Below are 10730 nucleotides of genomic sequence, written 5' to 3'. Positions count from 1 at the left end.
CAAATACCTGGTATCGGCGACGCTCACCGAACCGAGCTGGACCGCGACCACCGTTCTTTCCGCGGATCTCGCGGCCGCCGTCCGGGAACTGAAGGACGGGCCGGCCGGTGAGTTGCAGGTGCACGGCAGCCTCACCCTGGTGCGCTGGCTACTCGCCAACCGGCTGGTCGACGAGATCGTCCTGCTCACCTATCCGGTGATAGTCGGTCAAGGTGCGCGGTTGTTCCCCGGCGTCGGCCCGGACGCGGCACTGGAACTGGCCGATATACACACACTTCCGAACGGTATTACGAGCCGCGTCTACCGCCCGGCCGGTCGCCTGCGGTACACGGGCGCCGCGGCCGGTCCGGAACACGCGGATCTCGCGCATACGCCGTGACCAGCGCGACCGGCTGCGGCCACCCACTCTCGAAAGGATGGAACAACATGCGCTTTCGCAGTTCGATCATCGCGCTCACCGCTCCCCTCGCCGTCGCGGCGACGATGACCACCGCCTGGTCCGGCGCCGCGGCCGCCGACCCGGGCGCCTGTACATTCGACCGCCGCCTGACCGGCGTGACGGTCACCTGCCCGGCGGCACCGCCGCGGTGGGGCACGGTCGATGTCGGATGCACCGGTGCCTACCTGACCTACGGGTTGGGTTTCCATGTCGGTCCGTACCGGCAGTGGAGCTTCGGGAATCTCAGCCGAGGCGTCACGGTGACGTGTCTGAACGGCTATCCCAACACCGGCCTGGGCATCGTGACCGATGTGGGGCTGCGGTAGGCCTCCGGGCCGACGATCTTTCCGCGCCGCGTCGTGATACCCCGCCTTTCGCGGACGGTTTCAGGACCGCGAGTCCACGGGGCGGTTCAGTGCGGTGAGTAATTTCGCGCGGTCTCCGGCCGAACCGTTCCATTTCTCGTCGTCCTCGATCATTTCGACGAGGCCACGGAATACCACGTCCAGCAGCCCGGGGAACCTGGCCTGGAGGTCCTCGTAGCGCAGGCGCATCAGCCTGGTGCGCCCCACGACAGTGGTCCGCGTGATGCCCGCTTCCCGCAGCACCCGGTAGTGATGCGAAAGCGTGGACTTGTGCAGTTCGATGTGCTGGCTGAGATCGCCACAGTTCTCGCCCTCGTCGCAGGCCAGGCAGGCCACCAGCTGGAGGCGGATCGGATCGGACAGCGCATGCATGACCGCCGCCAGTTCCAGGTCGGCGGCTTCCGGGTGCGGTAAGTCGGCGGGCACCGGCACACCTCTCTCTGAGCACTTGACAGTTTGATGATCGTACAACAATTATTGTTGGAGATTCTTCAAACAATCAGGAGGCGCGGAATGTCCGATGGTTCACGCACACCCGTCACGGTTCTGGGGCTGGGGCTCATGGGGTCGGCGATCGCTGAGACCTTCCTGGCGGCCGGGCATCCGGCCACCGTATGGAACCGGACCGGGGCGAAGGCCGAGGCCCTGGTCGAGCTCGGCGCGACGCGGGCGTCGTCGGCGGCCGAGGCGGTCGCATCCGGTGGTGAGCTGGTCGTGGTGTCGTTACTCGACGACGACGCGGTGCGAGAGGCGTTGAGCGGTGCGGGCCCCGCGCTGCGGGGGCGGGTGCTGGTGAACCTGACGTCCTCGACTCCGGCGCAGTCGAGGGCTCGCGCCGAGTGGGCCACGCGCCACGGCGCCGAGTATGTGGACGGCGCCGTCATGGCGGTTCCGCAGGGCATCGGAACACCGGACGCGCTGCTGCTCTACTCGGGTTCCGAAAGCGGCTATCGCACAGCCGAGCCGGTCTTGAAGGTGCTCGCCGAACAGGGCACCTACCTGGGCGTGGACTACGGTCGTGCCGCCGCGTTCGACGCCGCACTGGTGTCGGTGTTCTGGCTCTCGTACTTCGGTGTGTCCCTCGGCATCTCGCTCGCCGTGGCCGAAGGGGTCAAGGGCAGTGAGCTGGTCCCGTTCGCACCCGCCGTGACCGAGCTGCTGCCGCAGATGATGGCGCAAACCGCCGAACAGGTCGAAGCCGGGCACTTTCCCGGCGACGACACCTCCATCTCGTCGGCCTACGCGGCTTTCACCACACTCCGCGATATGGTCGCCCGCCACGGCATCGACACCGGCGTGCTCGACGCTTCGGGCGATATATTCCGCCGCGCGCTCGACGCGGGCCACGGGTCCGATGGACTCGCCAGGTTGGTCCCGGTGCTGTCCGGACGCCGATAGCTCCTGCCGGATCGCGTGCCCGGGAGGGGGATCGGTGCCCCCCCTCCCGGATCAGTGCCAGTTGCTGATCTGCACGTCGTCGGGCGCCGGAGCGCCTGTCCCGGTCTCCACGAGCTGTTTGAGGCTCATGAGGAAAATGGCCCACTTGGTGCTGCAGTGCCCCATGAACTCGACGGCCGCGGGCCACCCCAAGTGGCCGAACCGGATGATCGCGAAGTCGTCGTCGTCCGCGAGCTCGAACCGTATTTCGGTACCGATCCACTCCGGCGGACCCTGGAGGACCTCCCACCGGACGAGTTCGTCCGGCGTGGTCTCGAGGACTTTGATCCGGAACGACGCGTCGCCGGCGACGGCCGCTCCGGGCTCGAAGCCGAAGCGGAGCTCGCCTCCGCTGTCGGGGTCGCCGGTCGCGTCCCGCGTCCACCAGCCGGCGACGCCTTCGATCGTGGTGAGTGCTTTGTAGACGTCGCGCCGCGGAGCCTTGGCTCCGACCCTGTGCAGGATATCGGGCATGGTTCTCTCCTTGTGAGTGATGGTGGTGAGGTAGGACATCTCGGTCGGCTCGAATAGCAACAATTGGTTGCGTAACAGACTGTGCCACATCTGGCCCAGATACGCAACCATTGGTTGCGTAATTGTGGCCCCGCACCGCACGCTGCCCCGGTACAGTGACATCGCGTGACCGGCACCGATGTGGAGATCACCGCGGCCCTGGTCCGGGACCTGCTGCGCGAGCAGCATCCCGACCTCGCGGGCCTGACCATCCGCGAGGTCGCAGGTGGCTGGGGCAACCAGATGTGGCGGCTCGGGGACGAGCTGGCCGTACGTATGCAGCGCATGGATCCCACCCCGGACCTGCAACTGAAAGAGCGCCGGTGGCTACCCGTGCTGGCCCCGCGCCTGCCGCTGCCGGTGCCGACCCCCGTGCGTTCCGGTGCACCGTCCGAGCGTTTCCCCAAGCACTGGACCGTGATGACGTGGGTTCCCGGCGAGCCGCTCGACCACACCACGATCAGCCGCGGCGCCCATGCGGCCGATACGCTCGCGGCCTTCCTCCGGGCGCTTCATGTGCCCGCGCCTGCCGAGGCGCCGATCGCTACCGACCGCGGCGCCCATCCCGAGGACTGCGCGGACGGCTTCGAGGCCTTCTTCCGAGCCGCCGCCCCTATCGACCTCGCTGCCGACATCCGGGCGGTATGGGACGACGCCGTCGCGGCCGGCGCGTGGCAGGGCCCACCGGTGTGGGTGCACGGTGACCTCCACCCCGCGAACGTCGTCGCCTCGGGCGGAACCCTTTCGGGCATAGTCGACTTCGGTGACCTGTTCGCCGGTGATCCGGCGTGGGACCTCGCCGCCGCCTGGGTGCTGCTGCCCGCGGACACGGCCGCACGGTTCTTCGACAGCTACGCGCTCGCCGACGAGTCGGCGATCCGGCGGGCCCGCGGACTGGCAGCCATGAAGAGCCTGTTCCTGATGCTCATGGGGCAGAACGGAGATCGCGGCCTTCCGGGCGGTAAGCCGCACTGGGGTCCGGTAGGCCGGGCGGCACTCGAGCGTGTTCTGAAGGACGGGTGAGAACCACACCGGTGACAAGCGGATGAGTGGCGTGCGCACCCCGGGAGACGGCAAAGCATTCACTGTGCTCGGAACCTCGTCGGTCCGACACTACGAGGGGGGCGTACCCTCCGACCGGTTCTCGACACGCGGGATATCCTGCACCGCTGCACGGGAAAGGCCGTCGCTATCGTGAACGAGAAGGTCATCCCACCCGGCACAGGACTCGCGAATCGGAAAGACGGCATCGGATCATGGCAGAAGACCTGACCGTGACCCGGACGCTGGTGATTCCCGCCTCCGAGTTACGCGAGCGGTTCTCCCGCTCGTCCGGTCCGGGCGGCCAGCACGTCAACACCACCGACAGCCGGGTCGAGCTGTCGTTCGACCTCGCCCATTCGCCCTCCGTGCCGGCGCGGCTACGCGTCCGGATGCTCGATCGCCTGGCCGGCCGCCTGGTCGGCGGGGTGCTCACGGTCGCCGCTTCGGAGCACCGCGCACAACTGCAGAACCGCGCGGCCGCCCGCGAACGCCTGGCCGCGTTACTGCGCGACGCCGCTGCCGCCCCGCCGCCCGTGCGCCGCGCCACCAAGCCCTCGCGCGGCGCGAAGGAGCGTCGTATCGCCGCGAAGAAGCGCCGCGGCAGCATCAAGCGAAACCGCCGTGCTTTCCCCGACGACCAGTAGTCGCGGGGAATCACCGTCGCGGCGGGACCCGCACTGCCAGGGAGTCGTTGATGATCGCTGCCCATTCGGCGGGGCACGCACTGGCCAGTGCGTGCCCGGAATCGAGTTCGACGAGCCGGGCGTTCGGAATCCCGGTCGCGAGTTCGGCCGCATGCGCCGCCGAAACGACCAGGTCGTGGGTGCCGGCGATGACTACGGTGGGAACCCCGATACCCGCCGGCTCCGACCGGACGTCGACTCGGGTCAGCAGATCGAGTTGATCGTCGGCTCCGGCCGGTAGCGCCGGCCCGATCGCGTCGACCATCGCACCGATCTCACGACCCGATCGGTCGTCGAGCCATCCCGGACTCCAGCCGAGTAGGGTCGGATACGCCGCCGATGACCGGTTATCTCCGGCAGCGGCCAGTCGCCGCCACGTGGCAGCGACCAGCCGCAGGCGCGCACGGGATGGGCGCTGTCGAGATCCGGGTCTCTACCGGGTCAGCTGGTGCTCTTGCGCAGGGCGCGCAGGCCCACCGCGATTCCGATGGCCGCGGTGAGGATCGCGGCCAGCCAGCCCCAGCCGACGTCGCCCGAGGTGAGGCGGCCGGCGAACAGGTCGCGTTCGGCGTTCACGACGTGGGTCAGTGGGTTCACCACCGAGAGCGCGCGCATCCAGCCCGGAGCTTGTTCGAGGGGCAGCAGCATGCCGGACAGGATCATCGAGGGAAACAACAGTGTCTGGTGCACGGTCCAGAAAACCCAGTCCTGTTCCCGGACGACGATCGCCAGGGCGTAACTGAACGAGCCGATGCCGAGACCGAGGACACCCAGCAGCAGCAGGCCCTGCACCGCGCCGAGTGGATCCGGACGCAGCCCCAGGGGGATGGTCACCAGGATGATCAGAGTCGCCTGCGCGATCAGGGGGAGGAATTCCTTGACCGCGCGCCCCAGGAAGAGGGCCGACCGGGACAGCGGCGTGACCAGTAGGCGCTCGTGGGTGCCGGTCTGGAGGTCGAACTGGAGGTTGGAGCCGGTGCCGGCGGTACCGAACAACGACGTCATGACCAGGATTCCGGGAACGAACCACGCCCAGGGCGATTCACCGTCGCGGGCCAGCAGCGGCCCGAACAGCAACAGGAAGAACAGTGGTTGGACCAGGCCGAAGACGACCGAGAACGGATCGCCGATCACGGGGCGCAGTTCGCGGACCGTGACGAGCAGGGTGTCGGCGACGATATTGCGGCGCGGTTGGGTGGTGGTCATCGGGTCTCCTCCGGATCGTGGTTGCCGTTCCCGGCCGTGCCGGTGTCGCGCAGGCTGCGTCCGGTGAGCTCGAGGAAGACGTCGTCGAGGGTGGGCTCCCGGGTCGCCGCGGAAACGACCTCGAGGCCGCGCGCATGGGCCGCGGTGACCAGCGCGGGTACGGCTTTCGGGCCGTTCGCCGCGTGGGCGACGACGGTGGTGCCGGTGTGGGTCACCCGGTTCACGCACTCGGTCCGGCGCGCCAGTTCGGCCAGTTCACCGGCCCGGGCCGGGTCTCGTGTCTCGAACGTCACCTTGTCGCCCGCGTGCTCGCTCTTCAGCGCCTCGGGCGAACCGTCGGCGATGATGCGCCCGTGATCCACGATCACGACCCGGTCGGCGATCTGGTCGGCCTCGTCGAGGTAGTGGGTGGTGACCACGATCGTCATACCGGATTCCGCCCGGAGGCGGGCGATGTGGTCCCACAGGTTGGCCCGGTTGTGCGGGTCCAGGCCGGTCGTCGGCTCGTCGAGGAACAACAGCGCGGGCCGGTGGACCAACCCCATCGCCAGATCCAGGCGCCGGCGCTGGCCGCCGGACATGGCCTGGGACTTCCGCTTTCCGAGTCCGTCGAGACCCAGGGCGGTGAACAGCTCGCCCGCCCGGATCCGCGCCGATTTCCGGTCCAGCCCGTGGATCCGGGCCTGGGTCACCACCTCGTCCATCGCGCGCTGGGTATGTCCCGCGCTGTTGCCCTGACCGACGTATCCGATCACCTGCCGCACCTGGGCCGGTTCACGCTGTACATCGTGGCCCCCGATCTCCGCGGATCCGCCGGTGGGCGGCAGCAGTGTCGTGAGCATGCGCATCAAGGTCGTCTTACCGGCCCCGTTGGGGCCGAGGATCGCCAAGACTTCTTCCCGCGCGACGGTCAGATCGATGCCGTCGACCGCGCGGACTTCTGATCCGCCGGGACCGTGGAAGGTCCTGGTCAGATTTCGGGTGTTGATCACTTCCTGCCTTTCGATGGGGTACAGGACGATCAAAACCTCCGTTGTGGACGGTATCCGGCCACAAGCCGGACGGGTCGGCCCGGAGGTCCCCTGCCCGGAAATGCCGAATGCCCTGCGGCGCAAGAGAGGCCGCAGGGCATAGTCGACAGGTCAGCGGGTGCGCGGATCCCGCAGCGACGCCATCGCGTCCATGAGCGAGGAATGGACGGCGGTCAATTCCGGCGTGGCGAACGACTCCCAGGACTCGCCCGCGCCGTCCGCGGCGGAATCGGCCTGCCCCCAGTCGCCTTCGCCGGTCCCGTCCGCCGATCCTTCATCCCAGGACGCGTTACCCGGATTGTGCTTGTACACCCACCACAGGTGGCCGAACGGGTCGGCGAAGCGGGAGAGTACGTCGCCCCAGAAGTCCGTGGGCTCGGTGACGATCCGCGCACCACGCGCGGCGGCTCGTTTCAGCGTGGCGGCCGGATCGTCGACGTAGACGCGGACGAAGGCCGGCATATACGGCCAGTCCGGTTTGCGATCGGCGATCGTCAGCGTCGAATCGCCTATCCGCAGTTCGGAATGCAGAATCAGGCCGTCGGTATCGGCGGTCCGCGTCTCGGGGACCTCGATCGCCCCGAACACATCGACGAGGAAGTCGAGCAGACCTGCCGCGTCGTCGGTCCAGATGAAGGGGTCGACCGTTGCGGATCCGGCGGGCGCCGGGGGGACGACGGGAGTGGTGGACATATTGTCTCCTTTCGGTTGGCGCCCCCAGCGTCGTCGCAGTTGCGGACAGGATATGGCCACAAGTGCGCCTAGCGTCGGGATGTGTCCACCAGCACTCGCACCCTTGCGCTTCTCGGTCTGCTGCAAAGCCGCCGCCACTGGTCCGGTGCCGAGCTCGCCCGCCGGCTCGATGTCAGCGAGCGGACCATCCGGCGTGACGTACTCGGTCTCCAGGAGATCGGCTATCCGATCGTCACGACGCGCGGCACCGGCGGCGGCTACCAGCTCAGTGCGGGTGCCTGCCTGCCGCCACTGGTGCTGGGCGAGGACGAAGCCGCCGCGACCGTGCTGGGGCTGAAGGAGATCGCCACCGGCGTCCATCCCGCCTCCGCGGAAGCCGCGATGAGCGCCATGGCCAAAATCGTCCAGGTCCTTCCTACGCGTATCCGTCGCCGGATCGACAGTCTGCGGACCGTCGCGACCCCAGCCGGCGATGGACACCACCGAGCCGGGATCGACGATGTCACCGCGTTGACGACACTCGCGCTGGCCTGCCGGGACGCCGATACCGTCTCGTTCGCCTACCGCGGCAGCGACGCGGACACTTCGCAGCGCACCACCCAACCCCATCAGATCGTCAATGTCGAAAGCCGCCTCTACCTGGTGGCCTGGGATCTCGATCGCACCGACTGGCGAACCTTCCGAATCGACCGGATCGCCCAACCACGCCGCACCGGCGCACGATTCGCGCCACGCGACCTGCCCGGCGGCGATCCGGTGGACTACGTGCGCGACCGGATCGGGTCGATGCCCTCCAGATACCGGGTCCACGCCACCATCCAGGCTTCCGCCGAACGGGTCAGAGCCGAGATCGTCCACTACGGCACCGTCGCCGCCCTCGACCCCGGCTCCTGCGAGGTCCATATCGCCGCCGAATCCCTGGACTGGGCGGCCTTCTGCCTCGTCTCGATCGGCGCACCGTTCGTCGTGCACGGGCCACCGGAAGCCACCGATCTCATGAAGGACTGGGGTTCCAGGCTCCTCGCCGCCACGGCGACGACCGGTGGTTTCGAGCGTGCTCCATCTTGACCTGTATAAAGGTTGAGGTTCTAGCGTGTGCGTCGGTTGATCACCACACGAGAGGACATGCTCATGATTCTGGTTACGGGAGCCACCGGGAACATCGGACGCTCCTTGCTGAAGGAGTTGCGCGCGTTCGGCGCCGAGCCGATCAGGGCGCTCACCCGTGACACCGGTGGAGCCGCTTTCCCGGCCGGGGTCGAGGCAGCCGAGGGCGATCTGGCCGATATCTCCTCGCTGACGGCCGCGCTGGACGGGGTGCGGTCGATGTTTCTCGTGCCGCGGCTCGGGCCGGATGCCGAGATCATCGACCTCGCTCGCCGGGCCGGTGTCGAGCATGTGGTGCTGGTGTCGTCGATTACCGTGGAGACCCATCCCCACCTCGGTCCCGCTGCCGACAACGCGGCGGTCGAGAAGCTCCTGGAAGCCAGTGGAATGGACTGGACGATCCTGCGGCCGACGCAGTTCGCGTCCAATGCCCTGATGTGGGCGTCGACTATTCGAGCGGGCCGGCCCGTTCGAGTGCCGTATGCCGACATCGGGCTCCCCACGATCCATCCCGCCGACATCGCGGCGGTGGTTCGGGTCGCGCTGACCGAGCCCGGCCACCGGGGGCAGCGGTATGTGCTGACCGGTCCCGTATCGGTCAGCGCGCGTCAGCAGGTCGCAACCATCGCCGGGCTGTTGAACCGGGACATCGAGTTCACCGAGATCACCCGGGAGGATGCTCGGCCGGGCATGGTCGCGGTCTTCGGCGAAGACGCCGCCGACGCCGTCCTGGACGTGACCGGCGGCGAGGTCGACGACGCTCTGCTGCGGGTGCGCGACACGGTCCCGCGGGTGACGGGATCGGTGGCCAGGACCTTCGCGCAATGGGCCGAGGAGAACGTCGACGCGTTCCGGTGAGTCGCCGGTCTCCTGGTTCGGACTCGACTACTACCCACTGGACCTGTCGACCGGCCAACCCGCGAAAGCGAGCATTACACCGGCCGATACGACATTATGGTCGCAGATCTGACTACTCAGGTCGCACAGTTGTTTTCGACTGATCAGGAATCTGCGTGCATACATCGAAGATATTGACCCGCACCGTACCCGGCAGCATCGTTGCCGCGCTGCTCATTGCCGGATCGGCGGGCGTCGCGGCGGCCGCGCCGGCCCCGGCGCCCGCACCGGTCGCCCCGGCGCAGGCCCCCGATGCTCCGGTGCCCGGGGCGGCGGCCCCCATCGCGGCGTGCATGGCACCCGGCGACTCCATCGAACTCCGGACCGGCGTGGGCGCGGTGCTGGGGACCACGATCGGCGCGATCACGGGCCTGCCCCTCTTCTTCGTCGGGGCCATCCCGCTCGGGATCATCGGCGGCGTGATCGGTGCCACGGTCGGCTCGACCTCCTACGCGCAGGACGCCTGGCGGGCCCCGCAGGGCTGCTGACCGGACGGGACCGCGGGGACAGCCCTCGATCGGGTGAGTGGTGTAGAGCCACGGGGTGAGCGAGGCCGCCGACCGGGCGTGCGGCCGGCCACCGGCCCGCGGTCCTCCGGCAGCGCCTTGTGCAGCGCGGCCGGATCGGGTATCGCCCGGTTCGGATTCCCGTCGATTCACTATGTTCGGAACTTCGCCGATCCAACACGACGCGGGGGTCGTACCCACCGATGGCGCTATCGATTTCCCGGACCCGCCGGACAGCAGGAAGGGCGACCCCACCGATCCGACCCGGTGACTTCAGATCGCCGAGGGCTCTACCGCGCGGCATTCTTGTCTGCATGCTCTTGCTGGTCGCGCTGACAGGGATGGGTTGCGCCGAGTCCATCGACGGTGCGGTGGCGGCAGATATCGAAACCGGGACCGGCCCGGAACTCATCCGTGAGGCGACCGAATACGGTGGTTGGACGCTTCCGCCGCGCGGGAAGGTCCTTCTGGTGAAGAAGGAAGCCGGACGCGAGCCGAGGGTCCGGCTCGCCGTCGAGATGACGCCGCCCGATCTGATGTGGATGCTGGAGAACTCCGGCTGTTCGACCCCGCTCGGCCCCGGGCACGCGTTGTCCCTTTCGACGATCGCCGGACCCGATCCGAATTCATCGCCGAAACTGCTGTATGCCCGTGACACCATCACCTCCCCGTCGGGGAACCTCGTCTTCCGTAAGGTTCTGGTCGACGAGCGCGACGCGCGAACTCGTTTCGTCCATCTCGAGTTCCTGAACATCTGAGATGTTCGCTGATGATCAATGAACCGATGCCGCCAACGCGGTGGCGCAGTC

General features: G+C 68.2%; 15 protein-coding genes. 9 read left to right on the top strand and 6 right to left on the bottom strand.

From position 1 onward, the window contains the following. A partial coding sequence (locus ACWDU1_RS07595; protein ID WP_449996477.1) for a dihydrofolate reductase family protein occupies positions 1–379 on the top strand: 379 nt, incomplete at its 5' end. A gap of 47 nt (positions 380–426) precedes the next feature. Next, positions 427–765: a hypothetical protein gene (locus ACWDU1_RS07590; RefSeq protein ID WP_449996476.1), complete on the top strand. Its 339-nt coding sequence runs from the start codon at positions 427–429 to the stop codon at positions 763–765. A gap of 60 nt (positions 766–825) precedes the next feature. Here the strand turns inward: ACWDU1_RS07590 and ACWDU1_RS07585 are convergent, their stop codons facing one another. Next, positions 826–1230, bottom strand: coding sequence for an ArsR/SmtB family transcription factor (locus tag ACWDU1_RS07585; protein ID WP_449996475.1), 405 nt, complete (start codon positions 1228–1230; stop codon positions 826–828). An 87-nt stretch (positions 1231–1317) separates the two neighbouring features. On the opposite strand from ACWDU1_RS07585, the gene ACWDU1_RS07580 reads away from it, so the two are divergent. Further along, a complete protein-coding gene (locus ACWDU1_RS07580) occupies positions 1318–2202 on the top strand; it encodes an NAD(P)-dependent oxidoreductase (protein ID WP_449996474.1) in 885 nt (294 codons plus the stop codon). A gap of 51 nt (positions 2203–2253) precedes the next feature. Here the strand turns inward: ACWDU1_RS07580 and ACWDU1_RS07575 are convergent, their stop codons facing one another. Further along, positions 2254–2715 (bottom strand): SRPBCC family protein, encoded by a 462-nt coding sequence (locus ACWDU1_RS07575; RefSeq protein WP_449996473.1) that lies wholly within the window; start codon positions 2713–2715, stop codon positions 2254–2256. Positions 2716–2880: 165 nt separating this feature from the next. Here ACWDU1_RS07575 and ACWDU1_RS07570 point away from each other — a divergent pair, with 165 nt between their 5' ends. Further along, complete coding sequence (locus ACWDU1_RS07570) at positions 2881–3777, top strand: aminoglycoside phosphotransferase family protein (RefSeq protein WP_449996472.1); 897 nt, start codon at positions 2881–2883, stop codon at positions 3775–3777. Between the two features lie 233 nt (positions 3778–4010). Further along, entirely contained in the window at positions 4011–4442 is a 432-nt protein-coding gene (arfB, locus tag ACWDU1_RS07565; protein WP_449996471.1) for an alternative ribosome rescue aminoacyl-tRNA hydrolase ArfB, read from the top strand. A gap of 10 nt (positions 4443–4452) precedes the next feature. On the opposite strand, the gene ACWDU1_RS07560 is transcribed toward arfB, so the two are convergent. The 4 genes from ACWDU1_RS07560 to ACWDU1_RS07545 form a co-directional block, all read right to left on the bottom strand. After that, positions 4453–4746 carry an alpha/beta fold hydrolase gene (locus ACWDU1_RS07560; RefSeq protein ID WP_449996470.1) on the bottom strand — a complete coding sequence of 98 codons (294 nt, stop codon included), beginning with the start codon at positions 4744–4746 and terminating at the stop codon, positions 4453–4455. A 176-nt stretch (positions 4747–4922) separates the two neighbouring features. Beyond that, the gene (locus tag ACWDU1_RS07555) at positions 4923–5687 is read right to left on the bottom strand and encodes an ABC transporter permease (RefSeq protein ID WP_449996469.1); all 765 of its coding nucleotides are present in this window, start codon (positions 5685–5687) and stop codon (positions 4923–4925) included. Further along, a complete protein-coding gene (locus ACWDU1_RS07550; RefSeq protein WP_449996468.1) occupies positions 5684–6679 on the bottom strand; it encodes an ATP-binding cassette domain-containing protein in 996 nt (331 codons plus the stop codon). Before ACWDU1_RS07550 ends, ACWDU1_RS07555 begins: the two co-directional genes overlap by 4 nt. A 150-nt stretch (positions 6680–6829) precedes the next feature. Then, a complete protein-coding gene (locus ACWDU1_RS07545) occupies positions 6830–7411 on the bottom strand; it encodes a VOC family protein (protein WP_449996467.1) in 582 nt (193 codons plus the stop codon). Positions 7412–7492: 81 nt separating this feature from the next. Between ACWDU1_RS07545 and ACWDU1_RS07540 the strand changes: the two genes are divergently transcribed. The 4 genes from ACWDU1_RS07540 (at position 7493) to ACWDU1_RS07525 (ending at position 10679) form a co-directional block, all read left to right on the top strand. Then, on the top strand, positions 7493–8479 hold the full coding sequence (locus ACWDU1_RS07540; protein WP_449996466.1) for a helix-turn-helix transcriptional regulator: 987 nt from the start codon (positions 7493–7495) through the stop codon (positions 8477–8479). Positions 8480–8542: 63 nt separating this feature from the next. After that, positions 8543–9376 carry an NAD(P)H-binding protein gene (locus ACWDU1_RS07535; RefSeq protein ID WP_449996465.1) on the top strand — a complete coding sequence of 278 codons (834 nt, stop codon included), beginning with the start codon at positions 8543–8545 and terminating at the stop codon, positions 9374–9376. Between the two features lie 155 nt (positions 9377–9531). After that, complete coding sequence (locus tag ACWDU1_RS07530) at positions 9532–9903, top strand: hypothetical protein (RefSeq protein WP_449996464.1); 372 nt, start codon at positions 9532–9534, stop codon at positions 9901–9903. Positions 9904–10235: 332 nt separating this feature from the next. Next, entirely contained in the window at positions 10236–10679 is a 444-nt protein-coding gene (locus tag ACWDU1_RS07525; protein WP_449996463.1) for a hypothetical protein, read from the top strand. Positions 10680–10730: the final 51 nt, after the last annotated feature.

This window comes from Nocardia sp. NPDC003345, assembly GCF_053589395.1.
This window is presented reverse-complemented; position numbering and strand designations above follow the sequence as displayed.